Source organism: uncultured Mucilaginibacter sp. (assembly GCF_913773635.1).
Classification (GTDB): Bacteria; Bacteroidota; Bacteroidia; order Sphingobacteriales; family Sphingobacteriaceae; genus Mucilaginibacter.
On sequence record NZ_CAJYGQ010000005.1, the window covers coordinates 90,163 to 110,061 of the forward strand.

The 19,899-nt window shown below is 41.6% G+C and carries 19 protein-coding genes; 15 read left to right on the plus strand and 4 right to left on the minus strand.

Annotated elements, in window-relative coordinates; translation table 11 throughout:
- Window positions 1–9 precede the first annotated feature (9 nt).
- The gene (locus QZ407_RS04070; RefSeq protein WP_295767850.1) at window positions 10–1,800 is read right to left on the minus strand and encodes a hypothetical protein; all 1,791 of its coding nucleotides are present in this window, start codon (window positions 1,798–1,800) and stop codon (window positions 10–12) included.
- A 224-nt stretch (window positions 1,801–2,024) separates the two neighbouring features.
- On the opposite strand from QZ407_RS04070, the gene miaB reads away from it, so the two are divergent.
- From miaB to QZ407_RS04115, 10 genes are all read left to right on the plus strand, one after another.
- Window positions 2,025–3,470, plus strand: a complete 1,446-nt coding sequence (miaB, locus tag QZ407_RS04075; RefSeq protein ID WP_295767851.1) for a tRNA (N6-isopentenyl adenosine(37)-C2)-methylthiotransferase MiaB — start codon at window positions 2,025–2,027, stop codon at window positions 3,468–3,470.
- A gap of 196 nt (window positions 3,471–3,666) precedes the next feature.
- The gene (locus QZ407_RS17545; RefSeq protein ID WP_365334664.1) at window positions 3,667–3,753 is read left to right on the plus strand and encodes a hypothetical protein; all 87 of its coding nucleotides are present in this window, start codon (window positions 3,667–3,669) and stop codon (window positions 3,751–3,753) included.
- 183 nt (window positions 3,754–3,936) lie between these two features.
- Window positions 3,937–5,175 carry a sigma-54 dependent transcriptional regulator gene (locus QZ407_RS04080; protein WP_295767852.1) on the plus strand — a complete coding sequence of 413 codons (1,239 nt, stop codon included), beginning with the start codon at window positions 3,937–3,939 and terminating at the stop codon, window positions 5,173–5,175.
- Between the two features lie 2 nt (window positions 5,176–5,177).
- Complete coding sequence (locus QZ407_RS04085) at window positions 5,178–5,693, plus strand: LptE family protein (protein WP_295767853.1); 516 nt, start codon at window positions 5,178–5,180, stop codon at window positions 5,691–5,693.
- A 22-nt stretch (window positions 5,694–5,715) separates the two neighbouring features.
- Complete coding sequence (locus tag QZ407_RS04090) at window positions 5,716–6,879, plus strand: hypothetical protein (RefSeq protein WP_295767854.1); 1,164 nt, start codon at window positions 5,716–5,718, stop codon at window positions 6,877–6,879.
- 8 nt (window positions 6,880–6,887) lie between these two features.
- A complete protein-coding gene (secG, locus tag QZ407_RS04095; RefSeq protein ID WP_157540050.1) occupies window positions 6,888–7,238 on the plus strand; it encodes a preprotein translocase subunit SecG in 351 nt (116 codons plus the stop codon).
- Window positions 7,239–7,471: 233 nt separating this feature from the next.
- Entirely contained in the window at window positions 7,472–7,747 is a 276-nt protein-coding gene (locus QZ407_RS04100; RefSeq protein WP_157540049.1) for a co-chaperone GroES, read from the plus strand.
- 100 nt (window positions 7,748–7,847) lie between these two features.
- Complete coding sequence (groL, locus tag QZ407_RS04105; protein WP_157540048.1) at window positions 7,848–9,482, plus strand: chaperonin GroEL; 1,635 nt, start codon at window positions 7,848–7,850, stop codon at window positions 9,480–9,482.
- A gap of 354 nt (window positions 9,483–9,836) precedes the next feature.
- Window positions 9,837–10,658, plus strand: coding sequence for a mechanosensitive ion channel family protein (locus tag QZ407_RS04110; protein WP_295767856.1), 822 nt, complete (start codon window positions 9,837–9,839; stop codon window positions 10,656–10,658).
- A 115-nt stretch (window positions 10,659–10,773) separates the two neighbouring features.
- Window positions 10,774–12,201: an L-serine ammonia-lyase gene (locus QZ407_RS04115; protein ID WP_295767857.1), complete on the plus strand. Its 1,428-nt coding sequence runs from the start codon at window positions 10,774–10,776 to the stop codon at window positions 12,199–12,201.
- Window positions 12,202–12,354: 153 nt separating this feature from the next.
- On the opposite strand, the gene QZ407_RS04120 is transcribed toward QZ407_RS04115, so the two are convergent.
- Entirely contained in the window at window positions 12,355–12,636 is a 282-nt protein-coding gene (locus QZ407_RS04120) for an ATP-dependent Clp protease adaptor ClpS (RefSeq protein WP_157540045.1), read from the minus strand.
- Between the two features lie 149 nt (window positions 12,637–12,785).
- Here QZ407_RS04120 and QZ407_RS04125 point away from each other — a divergent pair, with 149 nt between their 5' ends.
- On the plus strand, window positions 12,786–13,514 hold the full coding sequence (locus QZ407_RS04125) for a hypothetical protein (RefSeq protein ID WP_295767859.1): 729 nt from the start codon (window positions 12,786–12,788) through the stop codon (window positions 13,512–13,514).
- Between the two features lie 3 nt (window positions 13,515–13,517).
- Here the strand turns inward: QZ407_RS04125 and QZ407_RS04130 are convergent, their stop codons facing one another.
- Entirely contained in the window at window positions 13,518–16,238 is a 2,721-nt protein-coding gene (locus QZ407_RS04130) for a TonB-dependent receptor plug domain-containing protein (protein WP_295767862.1), read from the minus strand.
- A gap of 195 nt (window positions 16,239–16,433) precedes the next feature.
- Window positions 16,434–16,970, minus strand: a complete 537-nt coding sequence (dcd, locus tag QZ407_RS04135; RefSeq protein ID WP_295767864.1) for a dCTP deaminase — start codon at window positions 16,968–16,970, stop codon at window positions 16,434–16,436.
- A gap of 75 nt (window positions 16,971–17,045) precedes the next feature.
- Here dcd and QZ407_RS04140 point away from each other — a divergent pair, with 75 nt between their 5' ends.
- From QZ407_RS04140 to QZ407_RS04155, 4 genes are read left to right on the plus strand one after another with little or no spacing between them, the layout of a single operon-like run.
- On the plus strand, window positions 17,046–17,684 hold the full coding sequence (locus tag QZ407_RS04140) for a 4'-phosphopantetheinyl transferase superfamily protein (protein ID WP_295767867.1): 639 nt from the start codon (window positions 17,046–17,048) through the stop codon (window positions 17,682–17,684).
- Between the two features lie 3 nt (window positions 17,685–17,687).
- Complete coding sequence (gene lipB / locus QZ407_RS04145) at window positions 17,688–18,425, plus strand: lipoyl(octanoyl) transferase LipB (protein ID WP_295767869.1); 738 nt, start codon at window positions 17,688–17,690, stop codon at window positions 18,423–18,425.
- 59 nt (window positions 18,426–18,484) lie between these two features.
- A complete protein-coding gene (locus QZ407_RS04150) occupies window positions 18,485–19,135 on the plus strand; it encodes an SGNH/GDSL hydrolase family protein (RefSeq protein WP_295767871.1) in 651 nt (216 codons plus the stop codon).
- A 33-nt stretch (window positions 19,136–19,168) separates the two neighbouring features.
- The gene (locus QZ407_RS04155) at window positions 19,169–19,846 is read left to right on the plus strand and encodes a hypothetical protein (RefSeq protein ID WP_295767873.1); all 678 of its coding nucleotides are present in this window, start codon (window positions 19,169–19,171) and stop codon (window positions 19,844–19,846) included.
- Window positions 19,847–19,899: the final 53 nt, after the last annotated feature.

The following is a 19,899-nucleotide window of genomic DNA, read 5'->3' on the forward strand; positions in this document are numbered from 1 at the left end:
AAGCAAATTTTAGTTACCCATTCGGCGACGTAAATTCCGGCGTCTTTGTCGTAACTCACGTTTGTTTTGGCGTCTTTTTTTATCAAGCTTGCGTTGAACAATCATTTGCTTAACATGCTTTTCGGTTGCTGCATCATAGCCAACGCTGGCCTTTATGCCCTGTGCAAGGGTTTTCACTACAGCTTTAAAAAACGGAGTGTCGGGTTCGCGAACATAGCGCACATCAACCGAACGGGGTACAGCACCTAAGAACTCCGGGTTATTTCGCTTCACAATTAAGGCATTAGCCATTAATGATACCAGCATACGGTGTTTATAATTTCCGGCTGCGCTATCAACTTTGAGCAAATGTACCTTTAGGTCATGGTAATGCAGCGCAACCTTTCCCCATGATACATTTTTGTTGGCTTGTATATCAAAATCCATATGGTCAAGCCATCCGGAAGTAATTTTTATAAGCGCAAAGGGCATGGTGGCCTTGTTCAGCCGGTCGAGATCGATATTGCCTACCCAGCCCTTGTAACTGTAGCTCTTTGCCGAATCGGTTAAATTAAATTTGATGTTAGCATGCAGGGGGGCGCTATCCATTAACCTGGTAGTAACCTCAATGCGCATGGTATCACGCGTGTTATTGGCTTTAGCATTATTGGTTACGTTATAAATGTTGCCGCTTGTACCGTTAAATGATACCGAACCTTGCTTGCGCGATTTACGTCCGTAACCCCTGTAGGTGATGTTAATGTTGCGTAGTTCAACAGTATCAAGCGTAAAACTATTTGGTATACGCTGCAAGGCAACGTTAGGGAAACTTTGCAGCCTGTTGCCTTTTGGTGCCGGTAAGCCACGGTTGGCAAAAACAACAAAGTTGCCGCGGTTAAGCAACAAGTTTGATCCGTAGATTATCCTGAACTTGTTGAATTTTTTCAAGCTGAAATCGTTCAACTGCAATGTATCAGTATCAAATTGGTAATAAGTACGTACACCCTTTTTGATAAAAGCCGAATCAGCTGCTGGCACTATACCAACGCCGGTAGCCAGTAGTTTTGATGTAAGTGTTGAATAGTTGAGCTGTTTTAATTTTAGCCGGTAAAGACTATCGCGCCCCAGCGGCTGGTTGATGTTATTAAGTTCAATTTGAAGTTCTTTAAAATAATAAAACCGGGTAGAGTCGTGCTGGGTGAGTGAATCAATGCGCAGTTCGTTTCCGGTTAAATTTACTTCCTTTATGGCCGATATCTTAAGCGTAATTCCCGAGCGGTCATTATAAGTAAAATCAACATCATTGAACATTACCTGTTTAATATGTACAGATTTAAGCATAGGGCTGATGCGCTGCCAGGCAGTAATCTGATTTTTTTCGACCGTATCGCGGCCCCTTACTTGCCGGTAGTGAACCTGCAATGTTGGTTTGCTTATTACAATTTGGCCAATCTCCAGTTTGTGATCGTAATACATCATAAACGGATGGATATGCTTAAATACAATACGCTTTACTTTTAACGTGTAAAGGTTGTTAGGAGCGGTACCATTCTTTAATTTACGGTTGTAAACTTTAATGTTGGGTTTGAGGGTTAGGTTAAAAATTACTAGTTTACCCTGAACTATATGCAAATCAGCATCTGTGAAATTGGCTGTATATAAGCTGTCAGATGCAACTAAAATGGTACTACGTACTTTCCCTGCTAAAATTGGCGACCAATACCTGTTAACAAAAAACGCTATTATGGTTATTAAAACAGCCAGTGCTATCAATACAGTTATAAGTATCTTTTTTACTCTATTTTTAATTACGGCTGTCATCAGGGATTTAAAAGTACCACAACTTCCTGCATTGCTCAGAGAGTTGACTTCACAAAATAAAGATTTTGAACCGTATGCTAAAGCTCAGATTCAAATTATTGACGGAATAAGTTCGTAATTAGTTACAGCGCTTATCCTGCAAAGGTCAAATTTTATATTGTGCTGCCAATCTGTCACCGTATTGTTTTTAAATATGTACTTTTGCAGTCCAAAAAGTTTTACTAATGATGGATTTGCTTATTCCGGATAAAACACATGATGAAAGCAGGCAAGGTGAGGCATTAATGCTGGAGCAAACCCCTGAGAAATATAACGGCCGTAAACTGTACATTGAAAGTTACGGTTGCGCCATGAATTTTTCAGACAGTGAAATTGTTGCTTCTATTTTGCTTGAGCGGGGTTTTGAAACTACAAAGGATTTTAACAATGCCGATGTGATTTTCATTAACACCTGTTCTATACGTGAAAATGCCGAGCAGCGTGTGCGCAACCGCCTGCGAGAGTTTACTATTGCCAAGGTTAAAAACCCGGGCATGATAGTGGGAGTGCTGGGCTGTATGGCCGAACGCCTGAAAGCAAAATTTTTAGAAGAAGAAAAACTGGTTGACGTAGTTGTGGGCCCTGATGCCTACCGCGATTTGCCTAATTTAATTGACAAGGTTGATGATGGCCAAAAGGCTGTAAACGTCCTTCTCTCTCGCGAGGAAACGTATGCCGATATTAACCCGGTACGTTTAAATAGTAACGGTATTAATGCCTTTGTATCAATTATGCGTGGCTGCGATAATATGTGCTCATTTTGCGTGGTGCCTTTTACCCGTGGCCGTGAGCGTAGCCGCGATCCATTTTCAATTGTAAAAGAATGTACCGATTTGTTTAATCAAGGCTACCGCGAGGTGACTTTGCTAGGGCAAAACGTAGATTCATACAAATGGAAACCGGAGCCAACCGAAAATGAAGAGATATCTTTAAACGAAATAAAAGGTGCAAACTTTGCTAACCTGCTTGAGATGGTAGCCCAGATAAGCCCTGAGCTTCGTATACGTTTCTCAACATCGCACCCTAAAGATATTACCGATGAGGTATTGTATACCATGGCTAAGCACGATAACATTTGCAAGTATATTCACTTGCCGGTACAATCGGGTAATAGCCGTGTATTAGATATCATGAACCGTACTTATGACCGCGAATGGTATATGAACCGTGTAGAAGCTATTCGCCGTATAATTCCGGGTTGTGCCATTTCAACCGACGTAATTGCCGGTTTTTGTACCGAAACTGAGGAAGAGCACCAAGACACCCTAAGCATGATGGACTTTGTACAGTATGATTATGCTTACATGTTTATGTACTCTGAGCGTCCGGGTACGTTAGCTGCCAAGCGTTTTACTGATGATATTCCTGATGCGGTGAAAAACCGTCGTCTTAAAGAAATTGTAGTTAAACAGCAGCAGCACTCACACCTGCGTTTACAGGAAAAAGTAGGTAAAGTACAACGCGTGCTTATTGAGGGGTTCTCAAAAAAATCAAACCTTGATTATTGCGGCCGTGCTGATAACAATGCTATGGTAGTTTTCCCGGTAAACGAGGGCTACAAACCCGGTCAGTATGTAAATGTATTGGTTGACCGCTGTACAACAGCTACTTTGCTGGGAACGGTCGTTTAAATAGAGCCAAGAACTAAGAAACAAGAGCCAAGATAGAAGTAAGAAAATCTGAATTGTTGATGAAGCACAACTTTAAGAATTTAAAGGTTTGGCAAAAGGCTTTAGATTTGACCGACTTAATTTACAGCTATTGTAAGGTTTGCCTGCTGATGAACGCTTTAATTTGATCGATCAAACAAATTGAGCCTCTTGTTCAATTCCTTCAAACATTGCCGAAGGATCGGGCAAAAGGACCAATATTCATACAGCAGAGTTTTTATCAACTGCGTTGATATCTTCTTAGAAACACAACTGTTGATTTGCAGAAGAAGGTTGTATGGCAACGTTGCTGAATTAACGTAATGTCTCAACATGGTTGAGGAAGTTCAGAAAATGATATTCGCATTTAGAGAACATGTACTAACACGGCCAAATGACCATTGATCTTGGTTCCTGGCTCTTAGCTCTTGTCTCTGTATTCTATCTTATGAACGTACAAGAAATTAAACAACGCTTTGGTATCATCGGCAATTCGCCGTTGTTAAACCGGGCTATAGATATTGCTAACCAGGTAGCACCTACCGATATTTCGGTATTGGTAACGGGAGAGAGTGGTAGCGGTAAGGAAGCGTTTTCGCAAATTATCCACCAGTTGAGTCCGCGTAAGCATGGGCCCTTTATTGCCGTGAACTGTGGTGCCATACCCGAGGGGACTATAGACTCAGAATTGTTTGGCCATGAAAAAGGTGCCTACACGGGTGCTGTTGGCGAGCGTAAAGGGTATTTTGAAACGGTTAACGGCGGTACCATCTTTTTAGATGAGATAGGTGAGATGCCTTTAGGCACGCAGGCGCGTTTGTTGCGTGTGCTGGAGTCGGGGCAATTTATTCGCGTAGGCTCATCAAAAGTAGAGAAAACCAATGTTCGTGTAATAGCTGCTACTAACGTAGATGTTTACGAGGCGGTTAAGGCAGGCAAGTTTCGCGAAGATTTATACTACCGCTTAAATACCGTGCCTTTGCGCATACCGCCATTGCGTGATCGTAAAGAAGATATTTACCTGTTGTTCCGTAAGTTCTCGGCCGATTTTACTGATAAATACCGTAGCCCGGCAATACAATTAGATGAAGGTGCGCAGCAGGTACTAAGCAATTATTCTTGGCCGGGTAACGTTCGTCAGCTAAAAAATGTGGCTGAGCAGCTGGCAGTTTTGGAGCGCGACCGTATTATCACTGCGGAGATATTATTAACCTATATGCCGCAGGAAGCCGGCCGTAGCAACCTGCCTATGCGTTTGGACAGCCAGCCCCGCGAAGATTTCTCGGAGCGTGATATACTATATAAAGTGCTTTTTGATATGAAGCGCGATATGAACGAGCTTAAAAAGCTGGTTGCCGAAATAATTGAGCACGGAGGAGTGCCGGTTAATTACAATAATCCGCAAACGCTCAATTACCTTCATCATGATATTGATTTGCCCATAAGGCAGCAAGATACACAATTTACTATTCAGCCGCCCGTTGTTAATCCGGTTGCGCATCATAATGAGGCCGTATTTACGCCACATGCCGAAGAAGTGGAAGAGTCGTTGTCATTGGTTGAAAAAGAGTCGGACATGATACGCAAGGCTTTAAAAAAGCATAAAGGAAAGCGTAAACTGGCTGCCAATGAATTAGGTATATCTGAGCGTACACTTTACCGTAAAATAAAAGAACTCGATTTATAATAATGAAGAAAGTACTGTGCTTTGTGATGATAATGTCGGCCATGGTGTGGTCTTCATGTTCAGTTACTTTAAGCGGAGCTTCCATTCCGGTTGATATGAAAACCATAAATGTGGCTTTCTTTGAGAATAATGCACCGCTTGTGGTAAACAACCTGAGTACACTATTTACAGAGGCTTTGAAAGATCGTATACGCTCGCAAAGCCGTTTAAGCATTGTGCGGGGTGAAGCAGATGCAACTTTGGAAGGAACCATTACAGGCTTTAATTATGCTCCGGTGTCAATACAAGCTACAAACGGAAATCAGGCGCCTATAGCTACGGCAACACGTTTAACCATAACTGTTAGCGTTAAGTACGTTAATTTTAAGGATAAAAAGAAGTCGCCTGATTTTGAACAGACATTTTCCCGTTATACCGACTTTACCGGCGATATTAATTCTAACGAACAACGTTTAATACCAATAATTAATCAGCAGCTTACAGAAGATATTTTTAATAAAGCTTTTGCAAACTGGTAATCAATTTAGTAGTTTAAGCCACGTGCAACACGATACCACTCATCCAAACCAGCTTTTGAAACAGGTGCTTTCGAGCCCTGTAACCTTAAGCGAAGAACACATAAGCAATTTGCAAACGCTGCTGTACAGCTTTCCGCAATTCGGTGCACTGTATGCCATTCAGGCGCGGTCTGGCTCCGCCCAGCATCTTAATGCGGCGGCCGCACGTCTTAGTAACAGCAGCATACTTCAAAAAATTGTTCAACAGCCGCATCTGCTTGCAACTGTATCTCCATCGCAAATTCTTTATAAAACCCGTAAGGATAAAGAGCAAGCTCAGGCTAGCGAGGTAGTTGAACAAGCAGGCAATACTGTCTTGACTCCCGCAGTTGAAACACCGCAGGTAATACCTGCAGTTGAAGTTACGGTTGAAGAGATTAAAGTGAATGCAGAGGAAGCTTACGAGGTATATGATGAGCCGGCACATCCTATATCAGAGCGCAATGAGGAAGCTGCTGACTTAAGGGCTACGGTAGCAGAAGAAGTTGCTGAGTCTGCTGTTACGCATGAGCCTTTGCCTGAAACGCAAAAGCTTATTATTGAAAATATAGCAACTACCGACTACTTTGTATTTGACAGGGCCTTTGTTGAGCGTGATGAACAAAGCCCTGCTGCTGTGCAACCCGAAGACGTATCTCCGCAAGAACCTGCACCCGTGCATCAGGCCGATGTGCCGCCCGTTACAGAGGAAAAAAAGGTTACCCGTTATCATGACGATAAAATGCCTTACAGCTTTATGTGGTGGTTAGATAAAACCCGCAATAAGCACAGTGGTATATACCAGCCTTTTGCAGCGCCTTCGTCTCACCTTACTGATAGGCAGCCGCCTTTACCAATACCGGTAGAAAGCGTGCCGCACGAGGTGCTTGATACCCGAAAAAAGGAAGAGGAATTGGTAGACAGGTTTATACAGGAAGATCCGCAGATTAAGCCGCCAAGCAGTGATAAACTTGATAATGAAAACAAGGCACGCCAAAGTGCCGAAGACCAGGAAGAGTTGATAACTGAAACTCTGGCACGCATTTATGCCGATCAGATGTTATATTCCAAAGCAATAGCGGCTTATAAAATATTAATGTTGAAAAATCCGGAAAAAAGACGTTACTTTGCAAGCCAAATTGAAATTTTAGAAAAGAAAATTAATTAACATACAAAATGTACTTAGTATTAATCATCGTTGCTATTCTGGTTTGCATTTTATTAGGCGTTATTGTGTTGGTGCAAAATCCTAAAGGCGGCGGTTTGTCATCAAACTTTTCAAGCTCATCGCAATTATTGGGTGTGCAAAAAACAGGTGATATCCTTGAAAAGGGAACCTGGATTTTAGCCATCACCTTAATGGTATTATCATTAGCTATTAACGTAGCTATCAAAAGCGGAACCGGCGCAGGTTCTTCTGAATACCAGGAGCAGATTCAAAAAGCTTCTAAGCCAAGTGCCCCTGTAAGCAGTACATCTCCGCTTAGCGTGCCGGCTAAACCAACTGATACAGCTGCAAAGAAATAAGTAACATTAATATAATATTTAAAAGCCCCGCATTACCCGGGGCTTTTTTAGTTTTGAAGCAATCTGCCAACCTGACATTTGTCATTTTCGCGTAACTGAAAGGAAGTACAGCTGCAGGTGGTAGGTGGATGATTTTTCTGCCAATAAAACAGCAATTTTCTGCCAGCTGCGTGTTGGCATAGTAAATGATAAAAAGCAAGCAAACATTTAAACCATATAAATTAAAGTTTCATATGTCATTAAACATTAAACCTATTGGCGACAGAGTAGTAGTAGAAGCTGCTCCAGCCGAAGAAAAGACTGCGTCTGGTATCTTCATTCCTGACACTGCAAAAGAAAAACCTCAACAAGGTACCGTAGTGGCTGTAGGTGACGGTAAAAAAGATGAGCCTATGACTGTTAAAGTAGGTGATAAAGTTTTATACAGCAAATATGGCGGTACTGAGATCACCATCGACGGTAAAGAGTACCTGATGATGCGCGAGTCAGATATCTACGGCATACTATAAGCAAGGATTGATAGATTACAGATAAAGATGAAAGAGTAGGTTACGATTCATGCTTCAAATCACTCATTCATAAATTCAAAAAATTATTCATTTAAAAGAAATGGCAAAACAAGTTAAATACAACGTTGAAGCACGCGACGCATTAAAACGCGGTGTGGATATTTTAGCTAACGCAGTTAAAGTTACCTTAGGTCCTAAAGGCCGTAACGTTATTATTGATAAAAAATTTGGCTCACCAGCTATCACTAAAGATGGTGTTACTGTAGCTAAAGAAATTGAATTAAAAGATGCCCTTGAAAACATGGGCGCTCAAATGGTTAAAGAAGTAGCCTCTAAAACTGCTGATATTGCAGGTGACGGTACTACTACTGCAACCGTTTTAGCTCAGGCTATTGTTACTGCTGGTATTAAAAACGTTGCTGCCGGTGCAAACCCAATGGATTTGAAACGTGGTATTGACAAAGCTGTTGCTGCTGTTGTGGCTAACCTTAAAGTGCAATCACAAGCAGTAGGTGAAGACAATAACAAAATTAAACAAGTTGCTACTATTTCGGCTAATAACGATGAGGTTATTGGTACCCTGATTGCTGATGCAATGGGTAAAGTAGGTAAAGACGGTGTTATTACCGTTGAAGAAGCAAAAGGTACTGAAACTGAAGTTAAAACTGTAGAAGGTATGCAGTTTGACCGTGGTTACCTTTCTCCATACTTTGTAACCAATGCTGATAAAATGGAAGCAGAGTTAGACAATCCTTACATCCTGATTTACGATAAAAAGATTTCATCGATGAAAGAATTGTTACCGGTATTAGAAAAACAAGTACAAACCGGTAAACCGTTGGTTATCATTTCTGAAGACTTAGACGGTGAAGCTTTAGCTACATTGGTAGTTAACAAAATCCGTGGTTCACTGAAAGTTGCTGCTGTTAAAGCTCCAGGCTTTGGTGACCGTCGTAAAGCTATGTTAGAAGACATTGCTATCTTAACAGGTGGTACTGTTATTTCTGAAGAGCGTGGTTACAAATTAGAGAATGCTGATTTAACCTACTTAGGTACTGCTGAGAAAGTAGTTATTGACAAAGATAACACTACCATAATTAACGGTTTTGGCGACGCGGAAGGCATCAAAGCCCGCGTTAATCAAATTAAAGCTCAAATTGAAACCACTACTTCTGATTACGATAAAGAAAAACTACAAGAGCGTTTAGCTAAATTATCAGGTGGTGTTGCTGTATTATATGTAGGTGCAGCTACCGAGGTTGAAATGAAAGAGAAAAAAGACCGTGTTGATGATGCTTTACACGCAACCCGCGCTGCCGTTGAAGAAGGCATCGTAGCTGGTGGTGGTGTAGCATTCATTCGTGCGGTTGCTTCATTAGGCGATTTGCAAGGTGAAAACGAAGACGAGAAAACCGGTATCCAAATTGTAAAACGCGCTATTGAAGAGCCTTTACGTCAAATTTGTGAAAACGCTGGTATTGAAGGTTCAATTGTAGTGCAAAAAGTTAAAGAAGGTACTGCCGACTTTGGTTACAATGCACGTGCCGATCGTTACGAAAACTTAATTGGTGCAGGTGTAATTGACCCTACTAAAGTATCACGCGTAGCGTTAGAAAACGCTGCTTCAATTTCATCAATGTTGTTAACCACCGAGTGTGTGTTAGCTGATGATCCTGAAGATGCTCCTGCTGGTGCGGGTGCCCCTCCAATGGGTGGTATGGGCGGTATGATGTAATATCATAACGTACTGTATAATATATAGCTTGGAAACCCTGTCTGAAATTTTGGACAGGGTTTCTGTCTTTAAAGCCAATCGCAACATTCAAAACAGTGAATATTACGCTTTTCTGTTAATCAAATGATTAAGTAATGACACCGTTTATACTTAGCCATATTAATTTTGTATGAAATAATACAAACGCTTGTTTGCAGGCACACCATTTGCAAATTGTGGTTTATATGAAACAGATGACCTTAAATAAGAGAGTTTTACGAGCGAGGATTTTTGAGTGGGTGATGGTTAAAGGTCCTGAATTATTTGTGAGTTTGATGTCGTAAGTGTAACATTGCTGATTATTTAATCAGTTAAATGTATACCCTGCCAATTGCTCAAACAGAAGTAGTTCCCTCCATCAGTGATTTATACAACAATGCCTATCATTGGGTTATTAAAAGCGGCCCAAAAGTAGTTATAGGAATAATACTTTTTTTTATTGGCTTATGGCTAATCCGACAGCTCCGTAAATGGATGACCCGCCGGATGGCAAGTAAGCAAATCCACTCCTCCTTACAACCATTTTTTCTTAGTTTAACTATTACAGGCCTGCATATGGTGCTTGTTGTAGTGGTTATGGAAATTATGGGGCTTGAGCTCACCATATTTACTGCTATTTTAAGTGCGGCTACTGTTGCGGCAGGTTTAGCTTTATCGGGCACGCTACAAAATTTTGCGGGCGGGGTAATGATATTGTTGCTTAAGCCTTTTGATATAGGTGATAATATAATAGCGCAGGGGCAAAACGGTAAGGTTACTTCCATACAGGTTTTTTATACCGTTGTGCTTACGTTTGATAACAAAACAGTTATTATTCCAAACGGCAAGCTGTTTAATGAAGTTATTACCAATGTATCGCGCGAAGGTAAGCGGCGTTTGGATGTTGACTTTAAGCTGGGCTTTGTTGCCGATCATGACTTAGTAGTTAATATTATTAAGCAGGCAGTTGCACAAACTCCCGGAATTTTGAGCGAGCCGGCTCCACTCGCTAGTGTTTGGCAAATTGAGTTTGATGGCGTTAAGTATACCTCAAGGGTTTGGGTACAGGCGTCAGAATATACTAGCGCACAAATGGGGCTTACCAAGCGAATTATGGACGGCTTGAAAAGTGCCGGCGTTAAATTGCCAGGAACCTGATAGATTATAATTTCTACTTAAATTCAAGCTTTGTCGCTCCGCTCAAATATTCCTATTTAAATATTTAGTAGGCTTTTGGTTAAACACCATGTGCTATTCGTAAATTTGTATTAGTATGCAAAGAGAGCAGATTTCGGTATTTGATATTTTTAAAATTGGCATAGGCCCGTCAAGCTCACACACTTTAGGGCCTTGGCGTGCTGCGCAGCAATTTGTTCAAATATTAAACGGTCAAAATGCTCTGGCCGATGTAGTGCAAATTAAAATTTTACTCTACGGCTCTTTAGCTAAAACAGGTAAAGGTCATGGTACCGATATTGCAATTTTGTTAGGGCTAACCGGCCATGATCCGGTTACTTTTGCTGTTGACCGCTTAGATGCAACCATAGAAAATATTCACACAACCCACCAGCTTAATGTAGGTGGCACGCATACGGTTAGTTTTGACAGTGACGACGACTTGCTTTTTTTATACACTCAAAGCTTACCCTATCATCCTAACGCAGTTACTTTTCAGGCATTTTTAAGTTCGGGGAAGGCAATAACGGAAACTTACTATTCTATTGGTGGCGGGTTTGTGGTAAAGGAAGGTGCAGAAAGTAATTGCAGTACTGAGGTTGACTTACCATTCCCGATAGATACGGCTAATGACTTGCTGCACTGGTGCCGCAAAACAGGTTTGAAAATTTCGGAAGTGGTAATGGAAAACGAGCTGGCCTGGCGTACCGAAAGTAAAACCCGTGATGGGGTGATGCAAATATTCAGGGTAATACGCGAGTGCGTTTATCGTGGGTGCCATACCACCGGTTATCTTCCGGGTGGATTGAATGTGGCGCGCAGGGCCGCAGGGCTTAACCGCAGACTTACCGGCGACAGGAGCTACCATAACTTCAACGAATGGGTTGATGTTGTTCGTGCTACGGGCAATGGCTTTCAAAATATATTAGATTGGGTGAGCTGTTTTGCCCTGGCTGTAAATGAAGAAAATGCATCCTTTGGGCGTGTAGTTACCGCCCCCACTAATGGCGCTGCCGGCGTTATACCTGCCGTGTTAATGTACTTTATAGCATTTTGCGATGGTTATAGTGATGACCGTATATTGCAATTCATACTAACAGCTTCTGAAGTTGGCAGTATATTTAAGAAGGGAGCAACTATATCGGCAGCTATGGGTGGTTGCCAGGCAGAAATTGGTGTATCATCAGCTATGGCTGCAGCTGCTTTAACTGAGTGCCTGGGCGGCTCGCAACGGCAAGTGCTTATGGCTGCAGAAATTGCCATGGAGCATCACCTTGGCCTCACTTGTGACCCTATAGGCGGTTTGGTACAGGTTCCTTGCATTGAGCGCAATACCATGGGCGCTATAAAAGCTATAACTGCATCGCAGCTAGCATTACAAACCAATCCCGATAATGCTAAGGTGAGTCTTGATGCCGTTGTTAAAACCATGTGGCAAACTGCCCTGGATATGAACTCGAAATATAAAGAAACATCTGACGGCGGACTGGCCATCAATATACCGATAAGTTTGCCTGAGTGTTAGGGCGAGAGTCAAGAAGCAAGAGCCAGGAACCGAGACTTTTCCATTTGCTGCTTTTGAGTAATACCAGGAAATCTAAGAACCATCAAGACGATATATTTTTGCTTACGCGAAATCCTTTAGATTCTAAAAATTCTTAAAGTTCGCGTCTGGAAGTTAATCAACCGATACAGTTAACCCTTCTTGCTGCAAAATTTTGCGGTAGACTTCCATTTCGGTAAATGAGCCTTCCAGAACTGCGCATTTGCCCTCGTTGTGTACTTTCCAGGCAATTTTTTCAGATTGCGACTCCGAGTAGTCCAGGTATTTCATCATGCAGTAAATTACATGATCAAAAGTGTTTACATCATCGTTCCATAAAATAAGGCGATGCATCTCTTTAAGGCTCGCCAGTATCTCTTCAAGCGTCAGCGTTTCTTCCTGTACTTCGGTTGGCATATTACAGCAAAGATACTATAAACGTTAAATTAATTAAAGAAAAGCTTTTTAACGCTTTACCAGTTGCATTTATTAATGCTTTGGTTTAACACATTTTAACTTTTACTATGGCTTTTTATGTATAAAATCGCAATGTAAAATACAGCTGTATGACTGCTTCAAAATTGGGTGTTACATTATTGATTTTATTTTTTGCAACAGTGGTGCAAAAAGTAAATGCACAAAATTTAAGCTTAAAATGTACGGTGGTTGATAGTGTTACCAAAGAGCCTTTGCCCTACACATCATATAGTTTAAAAAGGCAAAAAGGTATTTTGGTAACAGATGCCAAAGGTCGTTTTAAATTAATGCTAAGTAGAACAATACAGCATGATACACTAATATTTACTTACAGTGCTTACAAGGAAGTGCAAATACCTGTTCTAAAATTAAAGGCAAACGATGTTATATTGTTACCACCCAAAGGGAGATTGCTTAAGACAGTTATAGTTAAAAATAGGACGGCAAAGGAAGATTCGTTGGCCATGCGAAAGGAGTTTGCCAAAGATTTTGTGTTTACCAAGCCCAAGGTGATTGACGCTTTCAGTCTTACATCAATCAACTTTGATATATTATACGCATCATTATCAAAAAAGAACAAACAACGTAAAAAGCTGCGAGCAATATTAGAGCGTGATGAACTTGATAATTATGTTGATAGTAGGTTTAACCGGCGCAACATATTAAGATTGGTTAAGCTTGATAGCATACAGCTGCGCACCTTCATGACCAGGCACCGGCCTTCATACACTAATCTTAAAAAATTAACCGATTATGAACTGTTTGAATACATAAAGCGGGCCGCCGCTACCGACAGCCTGCCATTAAAGCATAATTAATGATTATTCAACTTTATAACGGAACACTGTATGGCCCAGGTAGCCATCATCATTTATACCTTCAACAACTACACGGTACGTGCCCTTACTACCGGCATTGAAATATTCAAAAGATGCATTACCATCTTTACTGGTTATCAGGCTTGGTTCCCAGTGTATGGTGGTCCGTAAGTCGGCAATTGCGGTATTAGTTTTTGGGTCGTCATACTTAGGCGCATAAAACTGCCTTGCGGTATAAAATCCTTTTGGCGTATAAGTCATAATACCGGGCGAGTAAATTTGCGAGGCATCATAATTATATTCACCGCCTCTTTTAGTGTTTATAATCAATACTCCACCACTTCCACGGCCACCATATATTGCAGTATTGCCAATTGTGCGCAGTACTTCAACGCTGGCCACATTCATAGGCGGTATGGTTGAAAGGAAGTCGCTTTCAACATAAATACCGTCAACGATAAGTTGCATAGGCTGATTTTGACTACGGGTTGAGTAGGGTATGCCACCTCTGAATATTACACCAAGCAAGCGTCCCTGTAAACATTGGTCAATGGTAACGCAGCCTAATTTATCTAATAAATCGCTTGTAATCACCTGGTCGGCGTTACCGGCACCGTTTAAGTTTGCTGAGTTTGCCAAAGCCGGGTTTTTCTTCTTTTCGGTTACGGTAACCTCTTTAAGCATAATAGTGTGGTTACCTATGCCATACTTAGCCTCCTCATCATATTGAGCTTTGCTGTTTTTAAGATAAGTGAGCAATGCAGCCGAACTGTTAACCTGTACATCAGGCATTGATTTGTTTTTTACCGTTGTAGGCAGCGGCATTTTATCAAGCACTATGTCAACATTTTTTCCGCCCTTTGCCGTGCGTGCCTGCAGTACAAATTTTATACTGTCTTTAAACACCATATTTTTAAACGCAAAACGGCCTTGGGCATCAGCTACGGTATCAATAATAAAGGTACCGCCGGCGGTAGTAAATAGGGTAATTTTGTCGTTAGGCACTGGTTTGCCACCTGATGTTTTGATGGTTCCCGCTATTTGCAAAGTTTTTTCAGGCTGGTATCTTACAGGTGGAAACTGCCCGGCCAACAAAGCTTTCCACTCAAACCTGCGGTAACCTTGCGTAAGCATCAAAATGTCAAGGTCTGCTGCAGTAGTTGCATTTACATCAGTAAAATAGTAGTTAGGCTGCTCTATATACCCTTTTAAATCTGATGTTAAAAGAATTTGAGACAGTATGCCCGATTCGTCTGCATCTTTCACAGGTACTTTCGATTCATCAATAACCGCTGCCGAAAATGCCCCCAAAGCAGGTTTATCATCATTAGTTTTGGCAGCTATGTTGATTTTTACTTTTTCGCGCGGGGCAAAAGCTGTTTTATTTGCCGATACGTCAACTTTTAAAATATCGGTTTGGTGTTGAATAAATACAATACGTTCATTAATTGGCTGCCCGCTTGCGTCAAACAGGGTAAACTGCGCAATCCCCGACGGGAATTTACTTTTAGCAACCTGGGCGCCAAAATTTATTGAGCCATTAGTGTTTTTCGCCGCATAGCAAATTACGCCGCCCGATTGCCCTACTACATAGGTGCTTTTGCCGGTCATGCTACTACTGCCAATTATTTTTATACTGATGTTTTGCGCATCAGTATTGTTCACCAGCATTACGTACCCATCATTCTGGCTTGCCGGAAGACTAACTGTGTTTTGAGAGCCGTCAGGATAAGTAAGGCTGGCTTTATAGGTTTTGCCACTTTCAGGCGTAAAAGCAAAGCTTCCCATGCCTAAGTGTTTAGTAGTAACTTCGGCAACTTCCTTGTTTGTGTTGTCAATAACCTTTCCTTTTACTTCAACACCTAAACCGTTAGCGTCAACCGCTTTAAAAGCTACTCTTGAACGTATTCCGTTTACCATATAGCCACTCTCAGGAAAGAACTGTACATCAGCTAACCCCGATGTTGTTGTAAGATTTATTGTTTTGGTAACGGTTTTCTTATCGGCAACCTTAATATCAGTGGTGATTTTACCCGAAGTTACCGGGGCCGATGTTGCATTGATAAAACTGATGGACAGATTACCTTTGGTATCTGTTGTGCCTTTACCCTTCAGTATCTGTTTGTCATTTATCCTTACGTTATAATTGACTTCATTGCCGGCAAAAGGCGCCTTATCCAAATTGCTGAAATTAATTACAGCATCAACCTTTTGACCGTTATTAAGCTTTGAATAGGTATAACTTGCCTGTGTAAAAACAGTATTAGTGGCTGCATTGCCAATAGCAATCTTTTTTTGGAAGAAATACTCTTCGCCCGCATTACGCATCCAGTTGGTATAGGCACGTATACGGTAATTGCCTTCTTGCAGGGTATCACTTAAGGCAAAGTCTCCCCAGGCAACACCGCTGGTAACGGGCAGCTTTACCCATTGTTTAACCGAGTCGCGCTCATCAATCAATTCAACATTTAAAGCACCGCTTAATGCCGATAGCTGATGCTTGCCGCCAACTGTTACATAGGCCTTAAACCAAATGTTGTCACCAACGCCGTAATAGGGTTTGTCAAACTGTAAATACACCTTTTCAAAGGGAGCATCCGAACTCCATTTTTCCAGGGCTGATGCAATTTTTTGTATCGGGTCGTCGTCAAGCTTTACAAAGGCTGTAGCTATAACAGTAACCAGAATGACCAGAAAGCCGGCGACAGGTTTTTTTAGGTTCATATAAAAAGGCAGATGTTTTTTATCGAAATAAATGTACGCAAAACATTAACATATAGGCAATAACCTAACGTATTACAAATTAGTTTGGGGTAGGGGAAAGGCGAGTAGGCTGCGGCTGTTTAAGCTAACCGCAACAGGTGTTTGAATACAGTGTAAATTATTTAGACGATAAACTTTAAAAAGGTTTAATGCCTTTTAAAATTTATTCTTCCACATCATGCTTTCAACCGGGCGGGTTGATGGATTATTATATTTAGCGTTGCCTTTGCTGTTATACATAGTTTCAATTTCACCTTCAACAACAAAGTAAATAAGCTGGCCTATGGGCATGCCCGTATACACGCGCACGGGTTGCGCTACCGAAATTTCAAGCGTCCAGGTGTTGCAAAAGCCTACATCTCCTTTGCCGGCAGTAGCATGTATATCAATACCTAAACGGCCCGTGCTTGATTTTCCTTCCAAAAAAGGAACATGACTATGAGTTTCGGTATACTCCATAGTAACGCCCAGGTAAAGGGTGCCGGGTTGCAAAACAAATCCGTCTTTAGGAATTTCAAACCCGTCAATTTCATTATGAACTTTAGCATCGAGCACCCGGTTACGGTAGGTTGCCAGGTATTTACCTAAATGTACATCGTATGAATTTGTACCCAGGCACTCGCGTTTAAAAGGCTCAATAATGATGGTTCCTTTTTCAATTTCCTCTAAAATTCGTTTGTCTGATAAAATCATTTTGCGGTGACGGGTTACACCGACGAAATTAAATTATTTAACCTAATTTTGCGCTCTGTTTTTGTAATTTAACAAATGGCCATAGCTTTTAATAAACAGGTAGACGCTGATACCGAATTTGCGCTGTGGCGCATAGAGGAAGAAGCAGGCTCCCTGTACCACCAGTTGCAGTTAAATGATGAAGAAAAGGCTTTTGTAGAGCAACTGGCTAATGGTAAGCGCCATTTACATTGGCTGGCCACCCGCGTTTTACTGCGAACCATGCTGCACACCAATGAGTATATTGACTGTAAAATTGATGTGCATGGCAAGCCCTACCTGGTTAATTTGCCTTACCATATTTCATTAAGTCATTCTTTTGATTACGCTGCAGTTATGATAAGCCGAAGCCGCCCTGTGGGTATTGATATTGAGCAGGTAAAGCAAAAGGTTGAACGTATTGCACCAAAGTTTTTAACGCCTGCAGAACGGGCTGTTATTGACGCGCAACATACAATTAATCAATTATATGTTTGCTGGTGCGCTAAAGAAGCTATTTACAAATGTTATGGCCAAAAAGAGGTATCATTTTTAGATAACATAGCGTTACAGCCATTTGCATTTGCACCTGAGGGAAGCCTTAAAGCTAACTTGAGCAAAGGAGATATTAATATTGACTATAATGTTAATTACCTGCAATACGAAGATTACATGATAGGTTACGTAAAAGCTTAAGCCATGAAGAACAAGCAGGTAGAATACCAGGATTGGGGATTGATTGATTATAAAGAAGCCTGGGATAAGCAGGAAAGTATTTTTAGCCAAAGCGTACAGCTTAAAACCCGTATACGCAATCATCAGCAGGCGGTTTTGGCTGGTGCTGAACAAGAGGGTGAAGAAATATTAACGCCCAACTATCTTATTTTTTGTGAGCACCCGCATGTGTACACGCTGGGCAAAAGCGGTAAGGCCGATCATCTTTTACTTGATGAGGCCGGGCTTAAGGAGAAAGATGCCGTTTACTATCCTATTAACCGTGGGGGCGATATCACCTATCACGGACCCGGCCAGCTAGTAGCATATCCAATTTTAGACCTTGATAATTTTTTTACTGATATACACCTTTACCTGCGTACCCTGGAAGAGGCCGTTATACAAACATTAGCACATTACGGCATTGCAGCCGGCCGTTACCCGGGCTATACAGGCGTTTGGCTCGACCCGGATAATGAGCAGCGTGCCCGCAAAATTTGCGCTATGGGCGTGCGCTGTAGTCGTTGGGTAACTATGCACGGGCTGGCACTCAATGTTAATGCCAACCTAAGCTATTTTGGCCACATTGTACCCTGCGGTATTAATGATAAAGCTGTAGCCTCCATGGAAAACGAGCTGGGAAGAAAAGTGGATATGAATGAAGTTAAAGAAATCCTTAAGCACCATATTTCCGTACAGTTTGGTATGGAGATGATGGGATGAGAAAGACAAGCCTGATTGTATTATTGATTGTAGCCTTAACCGGCTGCGCAAATAAAGCCATGAAAGAGATAGAAGCTAACCCTCCGGGTTCATCATTGCCTAAAGATGGATTAAGTTATTTAGCTCTGGGCGATTCATATACTATTGGCGAGGCTGTACCGGCCGAAGCATCGTTCCCATACCAGCTGTCAGCCGGTTTGACAAAGCAGCAAATTAAAACAGCAGCCCCAACCATTATTGCTCGCACCGGCTGGACAACCGACGAACTCATTGCGGCCATTAAACAGCGTTCAATTACTCAAACGTTTGATATAGTTACTTTACTTATTGGTGTAAACAATCAATATCGCGGTTATAATATTAACACCTACCGCGCCGAATTTGTGCAGCTACTCAATACGGCAATTGCTTATGCAGGAGGCAACAAAAGACGTGTCTTTGTGGTATCGATACCTGATTGGGGAGTAACACCTTTTGCGCAAGGAAGAGACCGCACGCAAATTGCCCGCGAAATTGACCAGTATAATGCTATAAATAAGGAGGAAGCTCTGAAAGCAGGAGTGAGTTATACAGATATCACACCCGGCTCGCGCAATGCCGCTACTGACGCTGCTTTGGTAGCTACTGATGGTTTGCATCCGTCGGGTAAAATGTATAGCGAATGGGTAGCTAAATTGTTGCCCGGGTTTGTGAAAACGTTTGGTAATTAGCATATTGCCATTGCCTATCGCAATGCTGTATCTATGAAATACCTTATCCCGGTTTTACTTGCTGTACTGTTGATTAGTTGTAATCGCCCGCTTCCAAAGGCCGAAAGGGTAATACCCCAGACCATTCCTGCCCCTAAAGTTGTTTCGCCCAGTTATGCCAAATTGATAAACGTTTATGTGCCGCTGAAACTTGACACATTAGAGGTGTTCTCGTTTCATAATCTTGATAGCATTGATTATAAGTATAAAGGAACTCAATTGGACAGTGCCAACGCTAAAGTTCTTGGAGGTAACTGGCAAAACATAGAATATTACTACGCGAATTTTAAGTTCGATATTGACGAGCATAAAGTTGGGCTGATCACTCGTGTGCCGTCAATGTACGAGTCGTCGTCAATTACACTCTTCATCTACGATAAAAACAAACAGACCATAACTGGACATTTTGAACTGGCCCAAAGTTGGGGCGATGCGGGTGCTGTATTTGAAAAGCGCAGTTGGCTATTTAGAGATAAGCAAGGAAACCTAAATTGTCTGCTGCACCAAAGTTATTACTACGACCCAAAGGTTAATGATGAGGATGCTTCTACGGCTGTTGATGAAAACAACTATTACCTGATTAATCTTCAGCAATCAATAACCGATACGGTTGACCGACACGCCAAAGCTCTTTTCACGAAAACGAAAAGCTGGAAAACAAAGGTTTATTGAGTTTGTCAAAACCGTTTCCTGAAACGGAGGACTTTAAGAACATTTCTTTTTAT

What these genes read in the sequence shown, in the direction of transcription:
- QZ407_RS04070 (WP_295767850.1), bottom strand. Translation starts at nt 1,800, where the DNA reads ATGACAGCCGTAATTAAAAATAGAGTAAAAAAGATACTTATAACTGTA.
- miaB (WP_295767851.1), top strand. Translation starts at nt 2,025, where the DNA reads ATGATGGATTTGCTTATTCCGGATAAAACACATGATGAAAGCAGGCAA.
- QZ407_RS04080 (WP_295767852.1), top strand. Translation starts at nt 3,937, where the DNA reads ATGAACGTACAAGAAATTAAACAACGCTTTGGTATCATCGGCAATTCG.
- QZ407_RS04085 (WP_295767853.1), top strand. Translation starts at nt 5,178, where the DNA reads ATGAAGAAAGTACTGTGCTTTGTGATGATAATGTCGGCCATGGTGTGG.
- secG (WP_157540050.1), top strand. Translation starts at nt 6,888, where the DNA reads ATGTACTTAGTATTAATCATCGTTGCTATTCTGGTTTGCATTTTATTA.
- QZ407_RS04100 (WP_157540049.1), top strand. Translation starts at nt 7,472, where the DNA reads ATGTCATTAAACATTAAACCTATTGGCGACAGAGTAGTAGTAGAAGCT.
- groL (WP_157540048.1), top strand. Translation starts at nt 7,848, where the DNA reads ATGGCAAAACAAGTTAAATACAACGTTGAAGCACGCGACGCATTAAAA.
- QZ407_RS04110 (WP_295767856.1), top strand. Translation starts at nt 9,837, where the DNA reads ATGTATACCCTGCCAATTGCTCAAACAGAAGTAGTTCCCTCCATCAGT.
- QZ407_RS04115 (WP_295767857.1), top strand. Translation starts at nt 10,774, where the DNA reads ATGCAAAGAGAGCAGATTTCGGTATTTGATATTTTTAAAATTGGCATA.
- QZ407_RS04120 (WP_157540045.1), bottom strand. Translation starts at nt 12,636, where the DNA reads ATGCCAACCGAAGTACAGGAAGAAACGCTGACGCTTGAAGAGATACTG.
- QZ407_RS04125 (WP_295767859.1), top strand. Translation starts at nt 12,786, where the DNA reads ATGACTGCTTCAAAATTGGGTGTTACATTATTGATTTTATTTTTTGCA.
- QZ407_RS04130 (WP_295767862.1), bottom strand. Translation starts at nt 16,238, where the DNA reads ATGAACCTAAAAAAACCTGTCGCCGGCTTTCTGGTCATTCTGGTTACT.
- dcd (WP_295767864.1), bottom strand. Translation starts at nt 16,970, where the DNA reads ATGATTTTATCAGACAAACGAATTTTAGAGGAAATTGAAAAAGGAACC.
- QZ407_RS04140 (WP_295767867.1), top strand. Translation starts at nt 17,046, where the DNA reads ATGGCCATAGCTTTTAATAAACAGGTAGACGCTGATACCGAATTTGCG.
- lipB (WP_295767869.1), top strand. Translation starts at nt 17,688, where the DNA reads ATGAAGAACAAGCAGGTAGAATACCAGGATTGGGGATTGATTGATTAT.
- QZ407_RS04150 (WP_295767871.1), top strand. Translation starts at nt 18,485, where the DNA reads ATGAAAGAGATAGAAGCTAACCCTCCGGGTTCATCATTGCCTAAAGAT.
- QZ407_RS04155 (WP_295767873.1), top strand. Translation starts at nt 19,169, where the DNA reads ATGAAATACCTTATCCCGGTTTTACTTGCTGTACTGTTGATTAGTTGT.